Below are 24,370 nucleotides of genomic sequence, written 5' to 3' on the forward strand. Positions count from 1 at the left end.
GGCGACCATGCGCGACTTTTCGCAGAACCACGACTGGCTGTCGATCAACACGGCAACCATCCGCAAGCAGTCGGGCGCCGAGGTGCCGCTGGACCGCCTCATCGACCAGTGCGCCGAACGCGACATCCGCGCCATCAGCCCGTGGCGCGACCAGGTCGCGGCCGTCGGGCTCGACAAGGTGGCAAAGCAATTGAAGGCGCACGGCATCGGCCTCTCGGGCTACTGCCGCGGCGGCTTCTTCCCTGCGCCCGATGCGGCCGGCCTGAAGGCCGCGCTCGACGACAACCGCCGCGCCATCGACGAGGCGAAGACGCTCGATGCGCCCTGCCTCGTGCTGGTCGTCGGCGCCCTGCCCGGCGCGCTCGATGGCAAGGCCGCATACAAGGACATCGCCCGCGCGCGCAGCGAGGTGCGCGACGGCATTGCTGCATCGCTCGACTACGCACGCGAGGTCGGCATGCCGCTGGCCATCGAGCCCCTGCACCCGATGCAAGCGGCCGACCGCGCCTGCATCAACACGCTCGAACACGCGCTCGACCTGTGCGACGAACTCGATGCGGGCAAGACCGGCCTGCTCGGCGTGGCGCTCGACATCTATCACGTGTGGTGGGACCCGAAGCTGCAGCAACAGATCGCCCGCGCCGGCCGCGAACGACTGCTGGCGTACCACGTCTGCGACTGGCTCACGCCGACGCGCGACCTGCTCTCCGATCGCGGGATGATGGGTGATGGGGTTGTCGAGCTGAAGAAGATTCGCGGCTGGGTCGAGGACGCGGGGTTTGCGGGGTTCAGCGAGGTCGAAATCTTTTCGAACCTGGACTGGTGGCAGCGCCCCGGCGCCGAGACGCTCGACGTCTGCATCGAGCGACACCGCGGCGCGGTCTGATCGATCCGGCCGAAGCGAAAGGCAGCCGCTTGTGCTGCAATTCGCCCCATGGCTGACCCGACCCTCGACGACCTGCGCCGCTACGCCGTCGCGCGCACCCTCTTCACGCCGACGACGCTTCCCGCCGCCATCCGCAAGCTCGGCTTCGTGCAGGCCGACCCGATCCGTGCGCCGGCGCGGGCGCAAGACCTCACGCTGCGCCACCGCGTGAAGGACTACCGCGCGGGCGATCTCGAAAGCCGCTACGCGCGGCTCGCGATCGAGGAAGACTGTCTCGTCAACTACGGCTTCCTGCCGCGCGAACACCTGGCGCTGATGCATCCGCGCGAGGCCAGGAAAGCCTGGGACGCCGACACGCGGCGCAAGGCCGCCGACGTGCTGGCCTATGTCCGCGAGCACGGTCCGGTGCATCCGCGCCAGGTCGAGCAGCACTTCGCGCACGGCCGCATCCAGAACTACTGGGGCGGCTCCAGCAATGCCACCACGCACCTGCTCGACGGCATGCACTACCGCGGCATGCTGCGCGTGGTGCGGCGCGACAGCGGCACGCGGGTGTACGAGGCCGTGAGCCATCCGCCCGCCGACGACACCCCCGCCGGGCGCGCGCAGCGTGCGGCGGCGCTCATCGAACTGGTGGTGCGCAAGTACGCGCCGCTGCCGGCCACGAGCCTGACCTACCTCGTGCGCCTGCTCGGCTACGGCGCGCCGCACCTGGCCGCGCAGACGCAGACGGCGCTGCGGCTGGCACGCGAGGAGCTGGCCAGTTGCCGCATCGACGGCACGACCTGGTACTGGCCCTCCGACGAGAACCCCGCCTCGCGCCGCCATGCGCCCGACGATGCGGTGCGCCTGCTCGCGCCCTTCGACCCGGTGGTGTGGGACCGCCGCCGCTTCGAGCTGCTGTGGGGCTGGACGTACAAGTTCGAGGCCTACACGCCTGCGCCGAAACGGCAGTTCGGCTACTACGCGCTGCCGATGCTGTGGCACGACCGCGTGATCGGGTGGGCCAACGTGAGCGCGCCTGAAGGCCGCCTGCAGCCGGCCTTCGGTTATGCCGATGCGAAGAAGCCGCACGGCGCGCCCTTCCGCGCGGGCCTCGACGAAGAACTGCACCGCATGACGCAGTTCCTCTCGGGCCGCTGACGCTGCCTTTTATAATCGCCCGCCTCAGCCAGCCGCCCGCGCCCGCCGCGAGCCCGCCAGCCGTCTTCGAAGGAACGAAGACGCAGCAGCCCGAGCGACGACGCCCACCGTCGTCGCCCTCGGCCACTGCCCCCACGACGCCGTAGACACACAACACCAGCCGGATGCGCTTTCCTTTCGGAATGCGCCACGGCACGCGTTCGTTCGTTTCCGTTTTTTTTCGATCGCAACCGAGAAGCCATGGCGCGCCCGACTGCGCCGCAGCCACTCCCCGCCCTAGACACGCCTGACGCAGGACACAGGAGAAGCTGCACATGACACTCAAGAATCGTCGCCCCAAAACGCCGCTCGCGCGGCGGGGCTATGCCGCGCTCGCGGTCACCGCCGTGGCGCTTGCCGCCAGCGCACATGCCCACGCGCAAGAAGCCGCCGCTGCCGAAACGCGGCAGGCCCTGCCCACCGTCACCGTCTCGGGCGATGCCGGGGAGACCGCCACCGGCCCGGTGACGGGCTTCGTCGCCAGGCGCGGCAGCACCGCCACCAAGACCGACACGCCGCTGATCGAGACGCCGCAGGCCATCTCGGTCGTCACGCGCGACCAGATCGAAGCCCAGGGCGCGCTCACCCTGCGCGAGACCACCAACTACACGGCCGGCGTGGTGTCGAGCTACTTCGACAGCCGCGTGGATTCGTTCAAGGCCCGCGGCGGTGACGCCGTGCAGTACCTCGACGGCCTGCAACGCACCTACGGCACCTACAACGCCAGCCGGCCCGACCCGTACATGCTCGAACGCGTGGAGCTGCTGCGCGGCCCCTCGTCGGTGCTGTACGGCCAGGGCGGCATCGGCGGCGTGCTCAACCTCGTGTCGAAGCGCCCGCAGGCCGAGACGCAGCGCGAGGTGCAGCTGCAGCTGGGCAACAACGCGCGCAAGCAGATCGCCGCCGATTTCACCGGCTCGCTCGACCCCGAGAGCAAGTGGGTGTACCGCCTCGTGGCCGTGAACCGCGACAGCGGCACGCAGGTCGATCACGTGTCGGACGACCGCATCGCGATCGCGCCCTCGCTCACCTGGCGCCCGAACGCCGACACCTCGCTCACGCTGCAGGCGTCCTACCAGAAGGACAAGAGCGGCTCGATGATCGGCTTCTTCCCGTGGCAGGGCACGCTGCTGCCCTCGCTGTACGGCCGCATCCCGACCTCGACCTTCACCGGCGAGCCGGGCTTCGACCGCTTCGACACGCGCAGCACCTCGCTGGGCTACCTGTTCAGCCACCGCCTCAACGACACCTGGACGGTGCGCCAGAACCTGCGCTCGACCGAGAGCAAGGTCTGGTACAACACCTCGTACACCAGCTTCACGGCCAACCGCCTCACGGGCCGTCCGGCGCGCCCGGTGTTCAACGCCGACCAGCGCACCATCGAGCGCGACCTGAGCAGCGACATCAACGGCGGCAAGATGCTGCTGCTCGACAACCAGGCCGAGGCGCACTTCAGGACCGGCGAGGTCGAGCACACGCTGCTGCTGGGCGCCGACCTCCAGCGCAACACCACCTCCAAGCTCTCGGGCCGCGGCCGTGCGGGTGCGCTCGACGTGTACGCGCCGGTGTACGGCAACTACACGGCCCCCACCAGCTTCACGCGCGCCCCCGAGGTGGTGCAGAAGCAGGCGGGCCTGTACGTGCAGGACCAGGTCAAGTACGGCCGCTGGATCGGCCTGCTGGGCCTGCGCCACGACAAGGCCACCACCGACACCGAAGGCCGCCCCGCCGCGGCGGCCGACGACAAGGCCACCACCAAGCGCGCCGGCCTGGTCTACCTGGCCGACGGCGGCTGGGCGCCGTACCTGAGCTACGCCGAATCGTTCCTGCCGCTGGGCGGCGTCGACACGTCGAACAACCCCTTCAAGCCGCAGCGCGGCAAGCAGTGGGAAGCCGGCGTGAAGTGGGAGCCCGCGGGCCAGCGCACCTCGTTCCTGGCGGCCGTGTACGACCTGCGCGACACCAACCGCAAGACCACCGACCCGACCAACCCGCTCAACAGCGTGCAGCTCGGCGAAGTGCACGTGAAGGGCCTGGAGCTCGAGTACAAGGGCAGCATCGCGCGCGACTGGGACTGGATCGCTTCGTACGCCTACACCGACGCACGCGTGTCGAAGAGCAACGGCTCCGACCTGGGCAAGCGCATCTCGGGCGTGCCCAAGCACACGGCCTCGGCCTGGGTGACGAAGCGCTTCTCGATCGGCGGCCTGCACGGCTTCTCGGCCGGCGGCGGCGTGCGCTACATGGGCAAGTCGTACGACGGCATGGACAACAACCCCGTGCCCGCGGTCACGCTGTTCGACGCGATGTTCGCGTGGGACAACGGCCCGCTGCGCCTGGCGCTCAACGTGGCCAACCTGACCGACAAGGTGCAGATCACCACCTGCCTGGCACGCGGCGACTGCTTCTACGGCCAGCGCCGTACCCTGACCGCGAGCGCGACGTACCGCTTCTGAAGCAAATCCCCGCGCGCTCGAAGGTCTGGCACGCGGGCGACAACCGGCCCGGCGGCGTGCTTCTAGAATCGCGCCGTCGTCCGGTTCGCCGGACGGCAAGCGTTCTCAGGGCGGGGTGCAATTCCCCACCGGCGGTGATGGCAACGAAAGTTGCACAAGCCCGCGAGCGCCTCAGGCCTGTCACAGGTTTGAGGGTCAGCAGATTTCGGTGCGATTCCGAAGCCGACGGTCACAGTCCGGATGAAAGAGAGCGCGAAATGCGGGCATGCCCGCGCGCCTTGCTTTGCTTTTTTTGGGCAGATCGGCGCGCGAGCGGGCCTGTGGTTTCGTGCGCCCTGATTCAGGAAACCTGCTTTCAAGAGGCACACCATGAGTCAGATCAACGACCTTCCCCTTTCTGCCGTCACCGCGTCGGGTTCGCCGCGCGGCCAGCGCATCGCATTCGTCGAGGCGCAATGGCATTCCGACATCGTCCACCAGGCACGCGACGCCTTTCTCGAAGAGATGGCGCGGCTGGGCGTGGCGCGCGAGCGCATCGACATCTTCGATGTGCCCGGCGCCTTCGAGATTCCGCTGCACGCCAAGCGCCTGGCCAACTCGGGCAAGTACGCGGCCATCATCGGCTGCGCGCTGGTGGTGGACGGCGGCATCTACCGCCACGAGTTCGTCGCCAACACCGTCGTCAGCACGCTGATGTCGCTGCAGCTGGAGACCGACGTGCCGATCTTCTCGGCCGTGCTCACGCCGCACCACTTCCACGAGCACGTGGAGCACCGCAAGTACTTCCACCGCCACTTCGCGATCAAGGGCACGGAAGTGGCCGAGGCCTGCTTCAAGACGCTCGAGGCGCTGGACAAGGTCGACGCGCTGCTGGCCGCCTGACCCCCTAGTTGGCAAGCGGCGCGGGCCTGCAGTACCCTGCGCGGATGGCCTCTCCATCCGCCTCCAGCGACCGCTACACCCTCTACGGCGCGCCCGGTTCGGGCGCCACGCCGATCCACGCCGCGCTGACGCTGATCGGCGCGCAGGTCGAGACTGTCGACATGTCCCCGTGGGAGGGCGAGTCCGAACGCGAGCGCGTGGCGGGCATCAACCCGATGCGCCAGGTGCCTGCGCTCGTGCTGCCTTCGGGCGAGGTCATGACCGAGAGCGCGGCCATCCTGATCTGGCTCGGCGACCGCTACCCCGAGGCCGGGCTCTGCCCCGCGCCCGATGATCCGCTGCGCACGCGCTACCTGCGCTGGATGGTCTATCTGCCGGCGGCCATCTATTCGATGTTCTGGGTGCGCGACGACCCGCAGCGCCTCGTGCCCGACCCCGCCGCACAGGCCGCGATGCTCGAACGTTCGGCCGAGCGCATCGCGCACTGCTGGCACCTGATGGACACGCAGATCGACGAGCCCGCGCCCTACCTGCTCGGCGACAAGCTGAGCATGCTCGACCTGTACGTGACCGTGATGTCGCGCTGGACCCCAGGCCGCCGACGCTTCTACCGCGTGGCGCCACGCATGACCCCGGTGGTGCGGCGCGTGGATGCCGAGCCGCGGCTGGCGGCATTCTGGGCGGCGCGCTTTCCGTTCTCGCTGGACCCGAGTGCGCCGGGCGGCTGAACTCAGTTTTCTATCATCGACCCCATGACCGCACGCACACCGACCACCGCCTACCCGATGACGATCTACCACAAGCCCAACTGCAGCACGTCGCGCAACGTGCTGGGCTTGATCCGCGAAAGCGGCGTGGAGCCCGAGATCGTCCTGTACCTGGAAACGCCGCCCTCGAAGAAGAAGCTGCGCGAACTGGCGAAGGCCATGGGCCTGACGGCGCGCGACCTGCTGCGCACGAAGGAAGCGCCCTACGAAGAGTTGAAGCTGGCGAACGAGCAACTGACCGACGACCAGCTGTTCGATGCGATCGTCGAGCACCCGATCCTGCTGCAACGCCCGATCGTCGTGTCGCCGCGCGGCACGCTGATGTGCCGGCCGTGGGAGCGCGTGCGCGAGATCCTTCCCGCTTAAGCCGGCGAGTCCGCAGGCTGCTGCGCCAGCCCCCACGCGACATGCTCGCGCACCAACACGCTCGAGTGTTCAGCGCGCGTGGCCAGCGCTTCCTTCGCGCCGACCTCGCCTGAGCGCACCGCATTGCCCAGCGCCACCGCGATGTTGCGCAGCCAGCGCTCGTGGCCGATGCGGCGGATCGGGCTGCCTTCGGTGCGGCGCAAGAAGTCTTCCTCGCTCCACGCGAACAGCTCGGCCAGCGTGCGGCCCGTGAGCCCCTCGCGCGCGTCGAAGTCGGGCAGCGTGCTCTTCTTCGCGAACTTGTTCCAGGGACAGATCAGCTGGCAGTCGTCGCAGCCGTAGATGCGGTTGGCCATCAGCGGGCGCAGCTCCACCGGAATGGCGCCGGCGTGCTCGATCGTCAGGTACGAGATGCAGCGGCGCGCATCGAGCCGCTGCGGCGCGACGATGGCGCGCGTCGGGCACACGTCGATGCAGGCGCTGCAGCTGCCGCAGTGCGCGCTGACGGGCTCGCTCGGCGGCAGCGCCATGTCGACGTAGATCTCGCCCAGGAAGAACATCGAGCCCGCGTCGCGGTCGAGCACCAGCGTGTGCTTGCCGCGCCAGCCCTGGCCGCTGCGCGAGGCCAGCTCGGCCTCGAGCACCGGCGCCGAATCGGTGAAGGCGCGGTGGCCGAAGGGGCCGACCTCCTCGGCGATCTTCTCGGCGAGTTTGGCCAGGCGGTTGCGCAGCACCTTGTGATAGTCGCGGCCCCGCGCGTACAGCGACACGATGGCCTCGCCAGGCCGGCGCAGCCGGTCGAACTCGATGGCCTGCCACTCGGCGTCGGTGTCGCGCGGCAGGTAGTCCATGCGCGCGGTGATCACGCTCACCGTGCCCGGCACCAGCTCCGCGGGCCGCGCGCGGCGCGTGCCGTGCGTTGCCATGTATTGCATTTCTCCATGGAACCCATGGGCCAGCCATTGCATCAGACCGTCTTCGGCGCTCGACAGATCGACGCCCGCGATTCCGATTTGGGAGAATCCGAGTTCCCGGGCCAAGGCCTGAATACGAGCAACGAGTGGATGGCTGACGATCACTTGCCGATTGTAGAAACGCGCACCCTGCGCTGGCAGGGCGAAGACGACACCGACGCGCTGGCGCGCGCGCTCGCCGCATCGCCCGCATTGCGCGACGCTTTCATCGCGCTGCAGGGCGACCTGGGCGCCGGCAAGACCACCTTCGTGCGTCACCTGCTGCGCGCGCTCGGCATCACCGGGCGCATCAAGAGCCCCACCTACGCGGTGGTCGAGCCGCACGAGGCGCCCGACGGGCTGGCCATCTACCACTTCGACTTCTACCGTTTCGCCGATCCGCGCGAATGGGACGACGCGGGCTTCCGCGACATCTTCGCGGGCCCGGGCCTCAAGCTGGCCGAGTGGCCGGAAAACGCCGCGGGGCGCACCCCACCTGCCGACCTAGCTATTAAAATAGAAGCAATGACCGACGACACCCGCAGCGTGACCCTCCTGGCGAACACCCCTCGCGGCAGCGATCTGCTGGCGTGCCTGGCCGCATGAAGGCGACCGGCCTGAAACGGCGCGTGCTGCTGCAAGGCGGCAGCATCGCGCTGATGCTGGGCGTGCACCAGATCGCGCGCGGCGCCAGCATCCTCGCCGTGCGCGTGTGGCCCGCCGCCGACTACACCCGCGTGACCATCGAGTCCGACGCCCGCCTCAACTCGCAGCAGCTGGTGGTCGGCAGCCCGCCCCGGCTGGCCGTGGACATCGAGGGCATCGACCTGAACACCGAGCTGCGCGACCTGGTCGGCAAGATCAAGCCCGGCGACCCGTACATCAACGGCCTGCGCATCGGGCAGAACGCACCGAAGGTGGTGCGCATCGTGTTCGACCTGAAGCAGACCGTGCGCCCGCAGGTGTTCTCGCTGGCGCCCGTGGCCGCCTACAAGCACCGGCTGGTGCTCGACCTGTACCCCGAGCAGGCCATCGACCCGATGGAAGCGCTGATCGCCGAGCGGCTGCGCGATGCGCCCAAGAACGGCACCACCACCACCACCACCGCCCCGAGCAACGGCCCGGTCGTCGCCACCGCCCCGCCCGCCGCACCATCACCAGCCCCCGCGCCCGTGCGCCCCGCCATGCCGCCCGTCGACCCGCTGGGCGACCTGATGGCGCAGCAGGCCGCGCGCCCCGCGCCCTCCGGGCCCGCGCCGGCCCTGCCCCCTGGCGGCATGCCGCTGCCACTGCCGCCGGCACCGCCGCCCGTGGTGGCTGCAGCGCCTCCGCCGGCGCGCCCCGTGACGCCGCCCGGCCCGCCGCCGCGCGCCACGGCCAGCCGCACCGACCGCATCATCATCGTGGCGCTCGACCCCGGCCACGGCGGCGAAGACCCCGGCGCCATCGGCCCGAACGGCACGCGCGAGAAAGACATCGTGCTGCAGGTGGCGCACCGCCTGCGCGACCGCATCAACGCAGCCAGCGTCAACGGCAGCCCGATGCGCGCCTTTCTCACGCGCGACGCCGACTTCTTCGTGCCGCTGGGCGTTCGCGTGCAGAAGGCGCGGCGCGTGCAGGCCGACCTGTTCGTGAGCATCCACGCCGACGCCTTCACCACGCCCGCCGCGCGCGGCGCCAGCGTATTCGCCCTGAGCCAGAGCGGCGCCTCCAGCAGCGCCGCGCGCTGGCTGGCCAACAAGGAGAACGACGCCGACAAGGTCGGCGGCGTGAACGTGGGCAACCACGAGGCGCAGGTGCAGCGCGCGCTGCTCGACATGAGCACCACCGCGCAGATCAACGACAGCCTGAAGCTCGGCGGCGCGATGCTCGGCGAGATCAAGGGCATCGGCGCGCGGCTGCACAAGGCGCAGGTCGAGCAGGCCGGCTTCGCGGTGCTGAAGGCGCCCGACATCCCGAGCGTGCTGGTCGAGACGGCCTTCATCAGCAACCCCGAGGAAGAGGCCAACCTGCGCCGCGCCGACTACCAGGAGAACCTGGCCGACGCGCTGATGCGCGGCATCCAGCGCTACTTCGCGCAGAACCCGCCGCTCGCGCGCAGCCGGCAGCTCTGACCTAGAAGCCCGCCACGCGGGCGACCCACGCGGCCAGATAAAGGCCGACGCCGAAGACGCTGTGCGTGACCACGCTCTGGAACCGCGCCATCGCAGGACGCGGCGTGCGGCGCGCCGCGAAGCCCGCGCCCATCGCCGGCTGCATCACGCAGAACGGCACGAGCACGGTGCCGATGCCGACGATCAACGCGGGCACCAGCGTCGGCTGGCGCGCCCACGCCAGCCCCCAGCCCGCGAGCAGCACGGCCGCGAACGCGATGCCGAGCAGGTAGTGCGCGGTCCAGCCGATGACGCCCTCGCCGGCCACGCGCGGCGACTTGCCGATGGGGTCGTGAAAGAAGCGCCCGCGCGTCAGGTGCACGAGCCAGCGGCCCACGAGCGCGTAGTCCAGCGAGGGAATGCCGAACAGGCGCTGGCGCAGCACGGCCCACAGGTCCATCACCACGGTCGCGCCGGCGCCGACCCACAGCGTGCGCAGCGCGAGTTCGACGGCTTCAGACATGGCCACGCTCCCGCGTCGGCGCGCGCGCCGCGATCATCCAGCAGGCCGCGACAAAGCGCACGTCGTCGCCCTGCACATAGGGCGCGAACGCGGCGTGCAGCGTCTCGACGACCTGCGCGCGCGTCGCGGCATCCACCTCCTGCAGGGCCAGGCCGACCGGCCCGAGCCGCGTGAAGTAGTCGGCCAGCGCCGTCGCGGGGAACGCGCATTCGACCTCGAAGGGCTGGATATTGACCTCGCCCCATCCGCTCGCCGCGAGGATGCCCGCGACCCGCGCGCGGTCGGCGAACGCGAACTGGCCCGGTGCGTTCGGCAGGCGCGGCGGCAGGCCGGGCAGCAGCGGCGCGGCGGCGCGCTCGGCCGTTGTCATGAACGGGTTGTCGGCCCCGCCGCGCCAGGCGATGCAGCGCAGGGCCGCGCCGTCGGTCGCCGCGCGCCGCAGGTTCGCGAAGGCTCGCACCGGGTCGTCGAAGAACATCACGCCCAGGCGCGAGATCACCGTGTCGAACGCGGCGGGCTCGAAGGCGTGGCCCTGCACGTCGGCGCAGACGAAGCGGGCCGACGGGAGCACCTCGCGCGCAGCGCGGGCCTTCGCCGCCTCGATCATCGGCGCCGAGATATCGACGCCGAGGCACTGGCCCGCCGGGCCGAGCTGCCGCGCCACGGCGAGCGTCGTGCGGCCGGTGCCGCAGCCCACGTCGAGCACGCGGTGGGCGCCCACGGCGCGCACCGCGTCGCTCAGCCGTGCTTCGAGCGGCTGGAACATCGCGTCGAGCACGGCCTGCGTGTGGACCCAGGCGCTGCCGGCGTGGCCGTTCCACAGGGCGGCCTGCTCGGCATTGGCGGGAGATGTGTCGTCCATGATCGTTTTCCTTCAGGTGCCTTCAAGCGGCGAGAGCTAGACTGTGCCAATTCAAGTCGACTTGAAGTCAAGAGGGGCCGGCACATGGACATTTCGGAAGTCGCGCAACGCGCCGGCGTTCCCGCCTCGACGCTGCGCTTCTATGAAGAAAAAGGGCTGATCGCCTCGACCGGCCGGCACGGCCTGCGCCGCGTGTTCGCGCCCGAGGTGCTGGAGCGGCTGGCGCTCATCGCGCTGGGGCGTGCCGCCGGTTTCTCGCTGGAGGAAATCGGCCACATGTTCTCGCCCGAAGGCAAGCCGCGCATCGACCGGCAGGTGCTCGCGGACAAGGCGCAGGACCTCGACCGCACGATCCGCCAGCTCACGGCGATGCGCGATGGCCTGCGGCATGCGGCGGTCTGCCCCGCGCCCAGCCATATGGAATGCCCCACCTTCCGCCGCATCCTGCGGGCCGCGTCGTCGGGCGCGCTGGAAGCCCCGAAGAAAAAGGCGCCGACGCCGCGCAAGCCGCGCGCTGCTTGACCCCACGCGTTTGCTTGCAGGCCTTGCGTCCCGCAACACGCGCCCTGTCCCACGCGGTGCGGCCCACGACCGCGCACAGGCAAGCGCGGCAGGCTCCTACACCGCGAAATGCATACTTTTGACCATGATGGGTCATCACTCTCGAAAGGTGGACCTCATGTTGAAGACACGTCTCTGGATCGCCGCTGCAGCTGCCACTTCGGTCATGACGCTGGCAGGTTGTGCGAGCGGTCCGAACCAGAACCTCGGCACCGGCATTGGCGCACTCGGCGGCGCGGCGGTGGGCCATGCGATCGGCGGCAACACGGGCAGCACGCTCGGCGGCGCGGCCATCGGCGGCATCATCGGCAACCAGGTGGGCCGCAACGTCGACGAGCGCAACTACTACAACCAGCAGCGCTACCCGCGCGGCAGTGGCTACTACCCGGACAACGGGCCGCGCTACTGATTGATCGTTCCAACCCCCAACGAAAAAACGCGCCCTCGGGCGCGTTTTTTCTTGGGGGCGAGCCGGGAACGGCTCAGGACTGCGAGGCCGCCGCCCGCGCCTTCTCGGCCTTCGAGGCGCGCCACGCGCCGAAGATCGCCAGCAGGCCGGGCACGAAGATCAGCGCCCAGATGATCTTGTCCAGGTGCTGGCGCACGAACGGCAGGTTGCCGAAGAAGTAGCCCGCGGTGGCGATGCCCAGCACCCAGAGCAGCGCGCCGCCCACGTTGTAGGCCGTGAACTTGGCGCGGTTCATCTCGGCCACGCCGGCCACGAAAGGCGCGAAGGTGCGGATGAACGGCATGAAGCGCGCCAGCACGATGGTGATGCCGCCGTAGCGCTCGTAGAAGCTGTGGGCCTGGTCGAAGGCCTTTCGGTTGAAGAAGCGCGAGTTCTCCCACTGGAACACCTTGGGCCCGAAGTAGCGCCCGATCGAGTAGTTGCACTGGTCGCCCAGGATGGCCGCCGCGATCAGGATGCCGCAGGCCAGCGGAAAGCTCATGAGCCCGATGCCGCACAGCGCACCGACGATGAACAGCAGCGAGTCGCCCGGCAGGAAGGGCATGACCACCGCGCCGGTCTCGACGAACACGATCAGGAACAGCAGCGCATAGACCCAGGGGCCGTAGGCGACCACGAAGGCCTCGAGGTGTTTGTCGACGTGAAGGATGAAGTCGACGAGAAAGCTGATGATTTCCATGGGCGCGGATTATCCTTGTTGGCATGCCGCACCCTTTCCGAATCACCCCATGATCCAGATCCGCGAAGCTCTCGATGCCGACTGGCCTGCCATTTGGGCCATCCTCGAACCGACGTTCCGCCGCGGCGACACCTACACCTACCCGCCCGATGTGACGGAAGAACAGGCCCGCCATTCGTGGATGAAGGTGCCCACCCTGACCTTCGTGGCCTGCAGCGACGAAGGCGCCGTGCTCGGCACCTATGTGATCCGCCCCAACCAGCCCGGCCAGGGCGCGCACGTGAGCAACTGCGGGTATGTGGTGTCCGAGGCGGCGCGCGGCCTGGGCGTGGCCTCGGCGCTGTGCGAACACTCGCAGCAGCAGGCCCTGCGCATGGGCTTCCTGGCGATGCAGTTCAACTTCGTCGTGTCCACCAACGAGCGCGCGGTGCGGCTGTGGCAGCACATGGGCTTCGCCATCGTCGGCACCTTGCCGGGCGCATTCAGGCATCCGCAGCTGGGCTTCGTGGACGCGTTCGTCATGTACAAGCAGCTGCAGCCTTTCCCCGGCGCGGCATGAAGAAGATCGAGCCCCGGCTCCTGCAGGCCTTCGTGGCCGTGGCCCGCGAGGGCTCGGTGTCGCGCGGCGCGCAGCGCCTGTTTCTCACGCAACCGGCCGTGAGCCTGCAGCTCAAGGAGCTGGGCGCGCTGGTCGAGCTGGAGCTGTTCCAGCGCACGCCCACCGGCCTGCTGCTCACGCGCGACGGCGCAGCGCTGCTCAACCACGCGGAGCATGCGCTGGAGAGCCTGAACGATTTCGCGGTGGCCGCCGAGCGGCTCAAGGGCGGCGTGCGCGGCTCGCTGCGCATCGGCACCATCCTCGACCCCGACTTCACGCGGCTCAGCCCCTTCCTCACCGAACTGGTGGCGCTGGCGCCCGAGCTGGAGACCGAGCTGCACCAGGGCACGAGCGGCGACGTGCTCGCCCAACTGCTCAACAAGGAACTCGACATCGGCTTCTACCTCGGCGACCCCGAGGCCACCGACCTGCCGCAGGCCAGCGCCGCGTCACGGCGCCACGACGGCGCGCTGTTCCATTCGCAGGTGCTGGCGCGCTTCAACTACCAGGTGATCGGCCCGAGCGGCTGGGCGCCGCAGGTGCTGGGCCGCGACTGGCCCGAGCTGGCCTACCTGCCGTGGGTGCTGGCGCCGCCGACCTCCTCGCATTCGCGGCTGCTGGCGCCGGTGCTGCAGGCCCACAAGCTGGTGCTGAAGAAAGCCGCGCAGGCCGACCAGGAGATGTCGATGCTGGCGCTGGTGCGCGCCGGCGTGGGCATTTCGCTGGCGCGCGACGCGCTGGCGCTGCAGGCCAGCCAGCGCGACGGCCTGGTCATTGCCGACCGCGTGAGCATCGGCTGCGACCTGCGCTTTGTATGCCTGGCCGGCGCGCTCAAGCGGCCGGAGGTGGACTGCGCGTGGCAGGCCCTGTCGCGCGTCTGGCGACAGGCCTTCTGAACGACTAGGCGCGTGCCCGGCCGTCGAGCACGGCCGCCGGCGCCGCCGCAGCCCCACTCTTCTTCGCCACGCGCCAGCCCTTGGGCATCAGCGCCAGCATCAGCGCGGCCAGCAGCGCCGCGCTGCCCAGCGTGTACAGACCCGCGGCCGAGCCGCCGTGGTTCTGCTCCACGTAGGTCCGCAGGTTGGGCGCCACGAAGCCGCCGAGGTTGCCGATGGAGTTGACCAGTGCGATGCCCGTGGCAATGCCCAGGCCCGACAGCCGCTCCGACAGGAAGGCATAGAAGATCGGCGTGCCCGACAGGTAGGTCGACGCGCCGATGGACAGCGCCGCGATCGCGAAGATCGGCGAGCCGTGCGCCGACAGGCACACGCACACGCCGAAGATCGTGTACAGCGTGGCCACGGTGACGCGGCGGCGGTCGTGGTGGCGGTCGGACCAGCGCGTGACGAAGTACACGACGAACAGCGCCAGCAGCCACGGAATGCTGGTGACGAAGCCGACCAGCAGGCCGATCTTCTGGCCCAGGATCTGCCCCACCTGGGTCGGGAGATAGAAGATGAGGCCGTAGGCGGCGATCTGCACGATGAAGAAGTTCAGCGCGAAGAACATGACCCGCGGATTGCACAGCGTCTGCCACACGGTCTGCGGGCTGTCGGCCGACTTCTCCGCCGCTTCCTGGTCGAGCACGGCCTGCAGCGCGTTCTGCTGCGCGCTCGTGAGCCAGGGCGCGTTGTGCGGCCGATCGACGATGACGAAGAAGGCCACGATGCCCACCACCACGGCCATCAGGCCCTCGATGAGGAACATCCACTCCCAGCCCTTGAGCCCGCCGATGCCGTTCATGTCGAGCAGCGCACCGGAGATCGGCCCGCCGATGACGAGCGCGCCCGCAAAGCCGAACAGCAGGATGCCGTTGGCCTGCGCGCGCACCTTGGCCGGGAACCAGTAGGTCAGCGTGAGCAGCACGCCGGGGTAGAAGCCCGCCTCCGCGATGCCGAGCAGGAAGCGCAGCACGTAGAAGGAGGTCTCGGTGGTCGCGAACATCATGGCCGAGGCCACGAGCCCCCAGGTGACCATGATCCGGCACAGCCAGATGCGCGGGCCGACGCGCGACAGGATCACGTTGCTCGGCACTTCGAAGATCGCGTAGCTCACGAAGAAGATGCCGGCGCCGAGCGCGAAGGCGCTGTTGCTCAGGCCGGTGTCGATCTGCAGCGCCTGCTTGGCGAAGCCGACGTTCACGCGGTCGAGGATCGACATGATGTACATGACGATCAGCATGGGCAGCAGGCGCCAGCGCGCCTTGTGGATGGCGCCTGTGACCAGTTCGCCGTAGGGACTCGTGGTTGTCATTGTTGTTGTCTCCTGAATAGGTATGTCTGTCTGGAAGCCGTGGAGGCTAGCCGCGTGCTAACCGCGTGCGATGGCGCCGTGGACCGGGTTCGTCACCGAACCCAGCCCGTCGATCTCGACCGAGACCACGTCGCCGCGCTTCAGGAAGCGTGGCGGCTTGAGGCCCAGGCCGACGCCGGCGGGCGTGCCGGTGAGGATCAGGTCACCCGGCTCCAGCGTGATGGCGCGCGAGAGGTACGCGATGAGAAACGCGACCGAGAAGATCATTTCGCTGGTGTTGGACGACTGCACGGCCTCGCCGTTGACGAGGCAGCGGATGCCCAGCGATTGCACGTCGGCCACTTCGTCGCGCGTGACGACGGTGGGCGCCAGCGGGCAGAAGCCGTCGAGCGACTTGCCGCGCACCCATTGCGCCTCGCCCAGTTGCACGTCGCGCGCGCTCACGTCGTTGGCGGCGACGTAGCCGAACACGTGCGAGAGCGCGTCAGCTTCGCTCACACCCTGTGCGCGCTTGCCGATGACGACGCCGAGTTCGGCTTCCCAGTCGACCTTCTCGGTGAAGCCTTCGGGCCAGGTGATCGCGTCACCGTCGGCTGCCAGCGTGTTGCTGAACTTGGCGAAGACGACGGGCTTCTCGGGGATGGCCAGGCCGGTCTCGATGCAGTGGTCGCGGTAGTTGGCGCCGATGCAGATGATGTTTCTTGGGGCGAACGGCAAGGTGGGCTTGACGTCGGCGAGGGGGATCGGATTGCCTGCATCGTTCCAGGCTTTCCCTTCGACGATCTCCTGCATGCGGCTCACATTGACGGGCTGCAGTGCGCCGTCCTTGATGTAGCCCACGCGGGGGCCCTGCGGCGTTTGAACGCTCATCCACTTCATGTCTGACTCCTTCTTTTGAATTGAAAAAATTCTGGTTGCAGGTGTGGCTTCAGGGCGCGTGCACAGGACATCGGGTACTCCCCTCCGCGAATGTCCCCCGGCCTGCGGCCTCCTCCTTGATTTCGCTGCGGGGAGCACCCAATGCCCTGCGCACGAGGGCACGCTGCGGGTGCTCGCCGATCAACGACGGCTGCGAACAACGATCACGCTGATGGGGTGCCTTGCGCAGCGAAATCAAGGAGGAGCCCGAAGGGCGGGGGACATTCGCGGAGCAAGGTGCCCCGTCGGCGTGATCGCGCCCTGAACAGCAACAGCCCTCAGTGGTTGCGACGCGGAATCCCCGCCGTCTGCGCCACCCGCTGGTACTTGGTCGCCGGCTTCAGCACCATGCCTTCGGACAGCGTGTCCACCATCGCGCGCTGGATCTCCTGCCACGGCGTCTGGCTCGCGGGAATCGGGTAGCCGCCCTTCGCTTCGAGGTCACGGGCGCGCGCTTGCAACACCGCGTCGTCGACGAGCATGTTGACGGTGCGTTCCTTCAAATCCACGCGCACCTTGTCGCCGGTCTGCAGCAGCGCCAGGCCGGCGCCTGCGGCGGCTTCGGGCGAGGCGTTGAGGATCGACGGCGAGCCCGAGGTGCCCGACTGCCGGCCGTCGCCGATGCAGGGCAAGGCCGACACGCCGCTCTTGAGCAGGTGCGACGGCGCGCGCATGTTGACCACTTCCGACGAGCCCGGATGCCCGATGGGGCCGACGCCGCGCATGAACAGGATGCAGCTGGCGTCGATGTCCAGCGACGGGTCTTCGATGCGGGCTTCGAAATCTTCCGGGCCGTCGAACACGATGGCGCGGCCCACGAAGGCATCGAGGTCGCCGGCCTGGCTCAGGTAGCGCGCGCGGAACTCGTCGGAGATCACGCTGGTTTTCATGATCGCGCTATCGAAGAGGTTGCCCGACATCACGAGGAAGCCGGCGTTCTCGCGCAGCGGCTGGTCGAAGGGGCGGATCACGTCGGCGTCTTTCACCGGCGCGTCGGCGCAGTTGGTCGCCAGGGTGTGGCCGTTGACGGTGCGCGCGTCGGTGCGGATCAGGCCGTGGCGATGCAGCTCGGCGACCACCGCCGGCACGCCGCCCGCGCGGTAGAACTCCTCGCCGAGGTACTTGCCGGCGGGCTGCATGTCGAGCAGCAGCGGCACGTCGAGGCCGACCGTTTCCCAGTCCTGGATGTTGAGTTCGACACCGGCGTGCTTGGCGATGGCGATGAGGTGGATCGGCGCGTTGGTCGAGCCGCCGATGGCCGAGTTGACGACGATCGCGTTCTCGAAGGCCGAGCGCGTGAGGATGTCCGAAGGCTTGAGGTCTTCGCGCACCATGTCGACGATGCGCCGGCCGGTTTCGTAGGCCATCTGGCCGCGCTCGCGGTACGGCGCGGGAATGGCCGCGCAGCCGGGCAGGCTCATGCCCAGGGCTTCGGCCAGGGCGTTCATGGTCGAGGCGGTGCCCATCACGTTGCAGTGGCCCGCCGAGGGCACGGTGGAGCCCACGAGGTCGATGTAGCCGGGGAAGTCGATGCTGCCCTTGGCGAACAGCTCGCGCGCCTTGAACAGCGTGGTGCCGGTGCCGGTGCGCTGGCCTTCGTGCCAGCCGTTGAGCATCGGGCCGCCCGACAGCACGATGGCGGGGATGTTGGCGGTGGCAGCAGCCATCAGCGCGGCGGGCGTGGTCTTGTCGCAGCCGGTGGTCAGCACCACGCCGTCGATCGGGTAGCCGGTGAGGATCTCGACGAGCCCCAGGTAGGCCAGGTTGCGGTCGAGCGCGGCCGTGGGGCGGCGGCCGTTCTCCTGGATCGGGTGCATCGGGAACTCCATCGCGATGCCGCCCATCTCGCGGATGCCTTCGCGCACCCGCAGCGACAGCTCGCGGTGGTGGCGGTTGCAGGGCGTGAGGTCGGAGCCGCTTTGCGCGATGCCGATGATCGGCTTGCCCGATTGCAGCTCTTCGCGGGTGAGGCCGTAGTTCAGGAACCAGGCCAGGTGCAGGACCGAGAGTTCGCTGTGTTCGGGGTTGTTGAACCAGGCGGCGGAGCGCAGGGGGCGGGGTGTCGTCATGGCGTCGGCTTTCAGGGTGGTCGGCGAACGCGCGCGGCGGCCCCCTGCGCGGCATGGCGGTGGGCCATGGCGGTGTCCTGGGTGTCTCCGGTGCGTTCTTGTTGTGCGAATACGTTGGCGAAGGGGAGCTTAGGTTTTCGCCTTCGCCAAAGCCAATGAGATCGGTTGAGGATCGGTATAAGCGCGCCAAATACACCTCCCGAACACCTCGATACCCTGTAGAAAGTCCGGTCCGCGCCCCCGCTTTTAGAATGTTTCCGGTGAGTGCCCTACCCTCCTCCCTCCCCCCCGCCGAACGCCGCCCGATCCGTGAACTCCCCGACGAGCTGATCAGCCAGATCGCCGCCGGTGAAATGGTCGAGCGCCCCGCCTCGGTGGTGCGCGAACTGCTCGACAACGCGCTGGACGCCGGCGCGCGCCAGATCACCGTGCGGCTGGCCTCGGGCGGCGTGCGGCTGATCTCGGTCGAAGACGACGGCCTGGGCATTCCGCGCGAGGAACTCACGGTGGCGCTGCGCCGCCACGCCACCAGCAAGATCGCGAGCCTGAGCGACCTCGAAACGGTCGGCACCATGGGCTTTCGCGGCGAGGCGCTCGCGGCCATCAACGCGATCGCCGAGCTCAGCATCCTCTCGCGCTTCACCGGCGCCGACAGCGCCTTCGTGCTCGATGGCGGCACCGGCGAGCTGCGGCCGGTGGCGCGTTCGGTGGGCACCACGGTCGAGGTGCGCGAGCTGTTCTTTGCCACGCCCGCGCGGCGCAAGTTCCTGAAGACCGACGCCACCGAGCTGGCCCACTGCATCGAGGCGGTGCGCCGCCATGCGCTGGCGCGGCCCGAGGTGGGCTTCTCGGTCTGGCACGACGGCAAGTTGATCGAACAATGGCGCGCCGCCGCCACGCCCGAGCAGCGGCTGGCCGATGCGCTGAGCGACGACTTCGTGTCGCAGAGCGTCTCCGTGCTGCGCGAAGGCGGCCCGGTGCGCGTGGTCGGCCGCGCCGGCATTCCCGATGCGGCGCGCTCGCGCAACGACCAGCAGTTCTTCTACGTCAACGGCCGCTTCGTGCGCGACAAGGTGCTGTCGCACGCAGTGCGCAGCGCCTACGAAGACGTGCTGCACGGCCAGCGCCAGCCGGTGTACGTGCTGTACCTGGAGATCGACCCCGCGCGCGTCGACGTCAACGTGCACCCGACCAAGATCGAGGTGCGCTTCCGCGACGGGCGCGAGGTGCACCAGGCGGTGCGCCACGCCATCGAGGACGCGCTCGCAGCGCCGCGCGCCGGCGATGCCCTGGCACCGGCCGACGTACCGCCGCAGCCCTTCTTCAAGCAGACACCGCTGCCGCCGAGCGCCAGCTGGTCGCAGCCCGCGATCCCGTTCCAGGCGCGCGAGCGCGGCACCGGCGACTTCGAGGCCATGTGGCCGCGGCGCACCGAGGAGCAAGGGCATGCGCCGGTCACGGCCCCGTCGCAGTGGCAGACCGAAGCGCCGGCGATGTCGTTCCGCGCGCCGGTCGGGCTGCCGGAAGACGAAGCGCCCGCTCCCGCCCCCGTCATGAACCAGGACGCCTGGCCGCTGGGCCGCGCGCTGGCCCAGCTGCAGGGCATCTACATCCTGGCCGAGAACAGCCAGGGCCTCGTGATCGTCGACATGCACGCGGCGCACGAGCGCATCGTCTACGAGCGGCTCAAGACCCAACTCGACGGCGCGGCCATCACGAGCCAGCCGCTGCTGATTCCGGCCACCTTCGCGGCCACGCCGCAGGAAGTGGCCACGGCCGAGGCCTGCGCCGAGGTGCTGCCCACGCTGGGGCTGGAGATCACGCCCTTCTCGGCCCGCACGCTGGCGGTGCGCGCCGTGCCCGGCACGCTGGCCGACGGCGACCCGGTGGAGCTGGCGCGCAGCGTGCTCGCCGAGCTGGGCCAGCACGACGCGAGCACCGTGGTGCAGCGCGCGCAGAACGAGCTGCTGTCGACCATGGCCTGCCACGGCGCGGTGCGCGCCAACCGCAAGCTCACCATCGACGAGATGAACGGCCTGCTGCGCCAGATGGAAGCCACCGAGCGCTCCGACCAGTGCAACCACGGCCGGCCGACCTGGCGCCAGCTGTCGATCCGCGAGCTCGATTCGCTGTTCATGCGCGGGCGCTGAGCCTCAAGGTTTCGCGTCATCGGCGGCCACGCCGACATGCCGCAGCGTGACGGCGGCCAGCACCGCCAGGATTGCGATGCTGACGGCGCTGGTGGCTGCGGCGGCATTCAGTCCCGCGAGGAAGGCGGCTTGTGCCTGTTCGAGCACGCCAGCGGGCAATTCATGCGCGACCGCTGTAGCGCCGGCCAGGCTGTCCGATACCGCGCGTTGAAGCGCCACGCTCATGCCGTCGATCGGCTCGCCCATCCGCGTGCGATACACCGCCGTCGTCAGGCTGCCCAGCGTGGCGATGCCCACGGCCAGGCCCAGCTCCTGCACCGTTTCGGACAAGGCCGAAGCCGATCCCGCCTTCTCGGGTGGCGCGGCGCCCACGACCAGGTCGGTGCCCAGCGCGGCGATGGTGCCCAGGCCAAGGTACACGAGCGAGAACGCGGCCGTCACCAGCGCAATGCCATGCGGCGTGCGATCGAGCTGGCTCAGCATCAGGTAGCCCACGACCGACAACCCCAGCGCGCCCGCCATCACATGGCCCGGCCGGATGCGCCGCGCCAGCAGCGGCGCCGTGATGCCGGCCGCCACCATGGCGAGCGCCGGCGGCCCCATCCACAGCCCGGCCGCGAGTGGTGACAGGCCCGCCACCAGCTGCAGGTACTGGGTCACCAGCAGCATCGTGCCGCCGACACCAACGAGCCCCACCAGCAACACCACCAGCGCGATGCTGAAGGCCCGGCTGGCGAACAGGTCGAGGTCGATCAGTGGATGGCGCAGCCGCCGTTGCCGCCGGATGAACCCCAGCGCGAAGGCCAGCCCACCAACGAGCGCCAGCACGGCCCCGACGCCGATCCCGTCCTTCGCGACCTGCTTGATGCCGAAGACCACCGGCAGCAAGGCAAGCAGCGACAGCGCGACGCTGGGCAGATCGAGCCGCCCCTGCTGCGGCGCGCGGTACTCCGGCAGCAGGAACGGCGCCGCCACCAGCAGCAGCCCGACCACCGGCAGCGCGACCAGAAAGGCCGCGCCCCAGCCGTGGTGCGCGAGCAGCAGGCCGCCCACCACCGGCCCGGCCGCCATGCCGAGCGCGAACATGGTCGCCCACAGCCCGATCGCCAGTGCGCGCTGGTGCGGGTGCAGGAACATGTTGCTGATCAGCGCCAGCGTCGACGGCATCAGCGTCGCGCCCGCCACGCCGAGCACGGCACGCGCGGCGATCAGCTGGTTGGCGCTGGTCGAACAGGCCGCGATCACCGACGCCACGCCGAACGCCGCCGCCCCCACCATGAGCAGCTTGCGCCGCCCGATGCGGTCGCCCAGTGTGCCCATCGTGACGAGAAAGCCGGCAATCATGAAACCGTAGGCATCGACGATCCACAGCGCCTGCGCGCTCGTGGGGCGCAGGTCCAGGGCCAGCGCGGGCAATGCGAGGTGCAGCAGCGTGAGGTCGAGGCCGAGCAGGAAGGTCGGCAGCGCCAGCAGCGCAAGCCCGGTCCATTCGCGGGCGCCTGCGCGGCCTTCGCGCCTCGCGGCCGGAAGGCTGTGGGAAAGGGAAAGTGAATCGCAAGGTGCTGTCAAAAGAGGCCTCCAGGTGCACGTTCGGGTTGCGGAAGCCCCATCTTCAGGACAAGATCATCACATTACAATTTAAGCGTTTATCCTATTACTGGAGACAACAGCCTTGATCGAACGCAGCCTCAGCCGCACCAAGAACGAGCTGTCGGAGTTCCTGACCCGGCACCGCCGCAAGCTCACGCCCGCCGATGTCGGCCTGCCCTCCCAGGGGCGGCGCCGCACGCCCGGCCTGCGGCGCGAAGAGGTCGCGGTGATGGCTGGTGTGGGGCTCACCTGGTACACGTGGTTCGAACAGGGGCGCGAGATCCAGGTGTCGCAAAAATTCCTGCTCGGCGTGGCGCATGCCTTGAAGCTCGACGACGCCGAGTGCAGCCACCTGTTCCTGCTGGCCCACAAGCGGCCCCCGCCGCCCGAGGCCTATCAGCCGGTGTCGGTCACGCCCCACATCCAGCAGCTGATGGACGACCTGCCGACCCGCCCTGCCTACGTGTGCAACCTGCGCTGGGATGTCGTGGCCTGGAACGCGGCGGCCGAGGCGCTGTTCGGCTTCAGCGCGCGCGAACCCGAAGTGCGCAACCTGCTGCGCATGGTGTTCGCCGACCCCGAACTGCGGCGCCGCCTGCCCGCCTGGCGCGACGATGCGCCCCGGCTGCTGGCGCAATTCCGTTACGACTTCGCCATCGCCCCCGACGATCCGGCCATGCTCGGCCTGGTCGCAGACCTGAAAGAACTCTCGCCCGACTTCCGCCGCTGGTGGGACACCCCCGACAGCGCGACCGCCCGGCGCGGCCTCGGATGCGTACGGATGGCCGACAGGACCGACACCGGGCCGTTGGAGTTTCACCACGAAACGCTGGTCGTCGACGCGCACCGGCACCTGCGGATGGTGGTGTATTTCGTGCAGCCGGCACCGGGCTGAACCCCGCGGCCTGCGGGGCAGATCGGCGCTGTCAGCGCCCATTTCGAGGGTTTTCGAGGGTTTTGCAGCGTCATCCACGGTGCGGGCACGCACGTTGCATGGTCTCGTGCCAGGCGCCGGCGAGCGCTGCACAGGGGGAATATGACTCGCGATGCCGACGCGTTTCAGAAAGCAAGCAGATGAACTTTCGGCCGACTTTCGCTGTCCCTCCACGCAATGATCAAACGCTGGCCCCTCCTCGCGTCCATCTTTTCGCTCTGTGCCCTGCTGGCCGCCGGCTGTTCGACCCTCGACGAACGCCAGCGCGAATGGATTTTTCAGCCCAGCGACCGCAGTTGGGGCAACTCGGCCCAGATGACCGAAGGCATGCAGGACGTGTGGATCGACTTCCAGTCGTCCATCACCGGTGAACCGGCGCGCCTGCATGGCCTGTGGCTCGGCGGCGCCCCTGAAACCACCGAGACCCCCGTGCTGCTGTACCTGCATGGTGCGCGCTACAACGTGGCCGGCTCGGCGCCGCGCATCCAGCGCATGCACGAGCTGGGCTTCTCGGTGCTGGCCATCGACTACCGCGGCTTCGGCAAGAGTTCCAAGGGCCTGCCTTCGGAAGCCTCGGCCCGCGAAGACGCCCGCGCCGCCTGGACCTGGCTGGCCGCGCGTCATCCGCGCCAACACCGTTACATCTTCGGCCACTCGCTGGGCGGCGCCATCGGCATCGACCTGGCGGCCACGGTGAACGACGAGAGCGGCACCATCGTCGAGAGCACCTTCACCTCCATCGCCGACGTGGTCAGCAGCTTCAAGTGGGGCTGGCTGCCCTTCGGCCCGTTCATCACGCAGCGCTTCGAGGCGATCAACACCGTCAAGGACATCGGCGCGCCGCTGCTGGTGGTGCACGGCACTGCCGACAGCCTGATCAACCCGACGCTCGGGCGCAAGCTGTACGACGCGGCCACGGTGCCCAAGATGTTCGTGCTGGTCGAGGGCGGCTCGCACCACAACACCAACTCGGTGGGCGCGACGCAGTACCGCGCGGCGCTGTCGCAGCTGTTCCGCATGAAGCCCGAAGGCAGCAGCACCGTGGCGGACAACCGGCCGCAGCCGCGGCTGGTGTCGCCGCAGCCTTCGCAGCCGTCTTCACCCTCTGCTGCGCTGTCGCCGCAGAGCGTGCGGGGCGAGGTGCAGACGCCCGCCCCCGCCGCCATCTAGGCGGCCGGC

General features: G+C 69.3%; 23 protein-coding genes and 1 riboswitch. Of the genes, 15 read left to right on the forward strand and 8 right to left on the reverse strand.

Features of this window, described 5'->3' with window-relative positions:
* The first annotated feature begins 7 nt into the window (after positions 1-7).
* The 6 genes from AC07Q9_RS15555 (at position 8) to arsC (ending at position 6,539) form a co-directional block, all read left to right on the forward strand.
* Entirely contained in the window at positions 8-886 is an 879-nt protein-coding gene (locus tag AC07Q9_RS15555) for a sugar phosphate isomerase/epimerase family protein (protein WP_495310568.1), read from the forward strand.
* Between the two features lie 48 nt (positions 887-934).
* Complete coding sequence (locus AC07Q9_RS15560; RefSeq protein WP_495310570.1) at positions 935-2,029, forward strand: DNA glycosylase AlkZ-like family protein; 1,095 nt, start codon at positions 935-937, stop codon at positions 2,027-2,029.
* A gap of 314 nt (positions 2,030-2,343) precedes the next feature.
* Positions 2,344-4,524 (forward strand): TonB-dependent siderophore receptor, encoded by a 2,181-nt coding sequence (locus AC07Q9_RS15565; RefSeq protein ID WP_495310572.1) that lies wholly within the window; start codon positions 2,344-2,346, stop codon positions 4,522-4,524.
* A 97-nt stretch (positions 4,525-4,621) separates the two neighbouring features.
* Positions 4,622-4,780, forward strand: a riboswitch (FMN riboswitch).
* A 113-nt stretch (positions 4,781-4,893) separates the two neighbouring features.
* Complete coding sequence (locus AC07Q9_RS15570; RefSeq protein WP_489058692.1) at positions 4,894-5,406, forward strand: 6,7-dimethyl-8-ribityllumazine synthase; 513 nt, start codon at positions 4,894-4,896, stop codon at positions 5,404-5,406.
* 44 nt (positions 5,407-5,450) lie between these two features.
* Positions 5,451-6,134, forward strand: coding sequence for a glutathione S-transferase family protein (locus AC07Q9_RS15575; protein WP_495310573.1), 684 nt, complete (start codon positions 5,451-5,453; stop codon positions 6,132-6,134).
* A gap of 24 nt (positions 6,135-6,158) precedes the next feature.
* Positions 6,159-6,539, forward strand: coding sequence for an arsenate reductase (glutaredoxin) (arsC, locus tag AC07Q9_RS15580; protein WP_390342810.1), 381 nt, complete (start codon positions 6,159-6,161; stop codon positions 6,537-6,539).
* Here the strand turns inward: arsC and queG are convergent.
* Positions 6,536-7,618 carry a tRNA epoxyqueuosine(34) reductase QueG gene (queG, locus tag AC07Q9_RS15585; RefSeq protein ID WP_495310575.1) on the reverse strand — a complete coding sequence of 361 codons (1,083 nt, stop codon included), beginning with the start codon at positions 7,616-7,618 and terminating at the stop codon, positions 6,536-6,538. The two genes, arsC and queG, sit on opposite strands and share 4 nt — an antisense overlap.
* Between queG and tsaE the strand changes: the two genes are divergently transcribed.
* Both tsaE and AC07Q9_RS15595 read left to right on the forward strand, forming a co-directional pair.
* On the forward strand, positions 7,604-8,098 hold the full coding sequence (gene tsaE, locus AC07Q9_RS15590) for a tRNA (adenosine(37)-N6)-threonylcarbamoyltransferase complex ATPase subunit type 1 TsaE (RefSeq protein WP_056579690.1): 495 nt from the start codon (positions 7,604-7,606) through the stop codon (positions 8,096-8,098). The two genes, queG and tsaE, sit on opposite strands and share 15 nt — an antisense overlap.
* Positions 8,095-9,606 (forward strand): N-acetylmuramoyl-L-alanine amidase, encoded by a 1,512-nt coding sequence (locus AC07Q9_RS15595; protein WP_495310576.1) that lies wholly within the window; start codon positions 8,095-8,097, stop codon positions 9,604-9,606. The genes tsaE and AC07Q9_RS15595 overlap by 4 nt, the downstream gene beginning before the upstream one ends.
* 1 nt (position 9,607) lies before the next feature.
* Here the strand turns inward: AC07Q9_RS15595 and AC07Q9_RS15600 are convergent, their stop codons facing one another.
* Both AC07Q9_RS15600 and AC07Q9_RS15605 read right to left on the reverse strand, forming a co-directional pair.
* The gene (locus AC07Q9_RS15600; RefSeq protein ID WP_495310578.1) at positions 9,608-10,108 is read right to left on the reverse strand and encodes a DUF2938 domain-containing protein; all 501 of its coding nucleotides are present in this window, start codon (positions 10,106-10,108) and stop codon (positions 9,608-9,610) included.
* Entirely contained in the window at positions 10,101-10,970 is an 870-nt protein-coding gene (locus AC07Q9_RS15605) for a class I SAM-dependent methyltransferase (RefSeq protein WP_495310579.1), read from the reverse strand. Before AC07Q9_RS15605 ends, AC07Q9_RS15600 begins: the two co-directional genes overlap by 8 nt.
* A gap of 84 nt (positions 10,971-11,054) precedes the next feature.
* Between AC07Q9_RS15605 and AC07Q9_RS15610 the strand changes: the two genes are divergently transcribed.
* Both AC07Q9_RS15610 and AC07Q9_RS15615 read left to right on the forward strand, forming a co-directional pair.
* Entirely contained in the window at positions 11,055-11,492 is a 438-nt protein-coding gene (locus AC07Q9_RS15610) for a helix-turn-helix domain-containing protein (RefSeq protein ID WP_489058698.1), read from the forward strand.
* Between the two features lie 157 nt (positions 11,493-11,649).
* Positions 11,650-11,940 (forward strand): YMGG-like glycine zipper-containing protein, encoded by a 291-nt coding sequence (locus tag AC07Q9_RS15615; protein WP_223301444.1) that lies wholly within the window; start codon positions 11,650-11,652, stop codon positions 11,938-11,940.
* Positions 11,941-12,013: 73 nt separating this feature from the next.
* On the opposite strand, the gene AC07Q9_RS15620 is transcribed toward AC07Q9_RS15615, so the two are convergent.
* The gene (locus AC07Q9_RS15620; protein WP_495310581.1) at positions 12,014-12,679 is read right to left on the reverse strand and encodes a DedA family protein; all 666 of its coding nucleotides are present in this window, start codon (positions 12,677-12,679) and stop codon (positions 12,014-12,016) included.
* Positions 12,680-12,728: 49 nt separating this feature from the next.
* Here AC07Q9_RS15620 and AC07Q9_RS15625 point away from each other — a divergent pair, with 49 nt between their 5' ends.
* Entirely contained in the window at positions 12,729-13,238 is a 510-nt protein-coding gene (locus tag AC07Q9_RS15625) for a GNAT family N-acetyltransferase (RefSeq protein WP_495310582.1), read from the forward strand.
* Positions 13,235-14,173, forward strand: a complete 939-nt coding sequence (locus tag AC07Q9_RS15630) for a LysR family transcriptional regulator (protein WP_495310583.1) — start codon at positions 13,235-13,237, stop codon at positions 14,171-14,173. Before AC07Q9_RS15625 ends, AC07Q9_RS15630 begins: the two co-directional genes overlap by 4 nt.
* 4 nt (positions 14,174-14,177) lie before the next feature.
* On the opposite strand, the gene AC07Q9_RS15635 is transcribed toward AC07Q9_RS15630, so the two are convergent.
* The 3 genes from AC07Q9_RS15635 to AC07Q9_RS15645 all read right to left on the reverse strand — a co-directional run bounded on the left by AC07Q9_RS15635 (position 14,178) and on the right by AC07Q9_RS15645 (position 18,517).
* On the reverse strand, positions 14,178-15,530 hold the full coding sequence (locus AC07Q9_RS15635; protein WP_082818212.1) for an MFS transporter: 1,353 nt from the start codon (positions 15,528-15,530) through the stop codon (positions 14,178-14,180).
* A 57-nt stretch (positions 15,531-15,587) separates the two neighbouring features.
* Positions 15,588-16,409 (reverse strand): fumarylacetoacetate hydrolase family protein, encoded by an 822-nt coding sequence (locus tag AC07Q9_RS15640; RefSeq protein ID WP_495310585.1) that lies wholly within the window; start codon positions 16,407-16,409, stop codon positions 15,588-15,590.
* Positions 16,410-16,726: 317 nt separating this feature from the next.
* The gene (locus tag AC07Q9_RS15645; RefSeq protein WP_495310587.1) at positions 16,727-18,517 is read right to left on the reverse strand and encodes an IlvD/Edd family dehydratase; all 1,791 of its coding nucleotides are present in this window, start codon (positions 18,515-18,517) and stop codon (positions 16,727-16,729) included.
* 251 nt (positions 18,518-18,768) lie between these two features.
* Between AC07Q9_RS15645 and mutL the strand changes: the two genes are divergently transcribed.
* Positions 18,769-20,667, forward strand: a complete 1,899-nt coding sequence (gene mutL, locus AC07Q9_RS15650) for a DNA mismatch repair endonuclease MutL (protein ID WP_495310588.1) — start codon at positions 18,769-18,771, stop codon at positions 20,665-20,667.
* A 3-nt stretch (positions 20,668-20,670) separates the two neighbouring features.
* Here mutL and AC07Q9_RS15655 read toward each other — a convergent pair whose 3' ends face one another.
* Positions 20,671-22,236: an MFS transporter gene (locus AC07Q9_RS15655; protein WP_495310590.1), complete on the reverse strand. Its 1,566-nt coding sequence runs from the start codon at positions 22,234-22,236 to the stop codon at positions 20,671-20,673.
* Positions 22,237-22,339: 103 nt separating this feature from the next.
* On the opposite strand from AC07Q9_RS15655, the gene AC07Q9_RS15660 reads away from it, so the two are divergent.
* Positions 22,340-23,152, forward strand: a complete 813-nt coding sequence (locus AC07Q9_RS15660; RefSeq protein WP_492682661.1) for a helix-turn-helix transcriptional regulator — start codon at positions 22,340-22,342, stop codon at positions 23,150-23,152.
* Between the two features lie 216 nt (positions 23,153-23,368).
* Positions 23,369-24,361: an alpha/beta hydrolase gene (locus AC07Q9_RS15665; RefSeq protein WP_495310591.1), complete on the forward strand. Its 993-nt coding sequence runs from the start codon at positions 23,369-23,371 to the stop codon at positions 24,359-24,361.
* Positions 24,362-24,370: the final 9 nt, after the last annotated feature.

Source organism: Variovorax sp. GW821-FHT09A10, assembly GCF_059418385.1.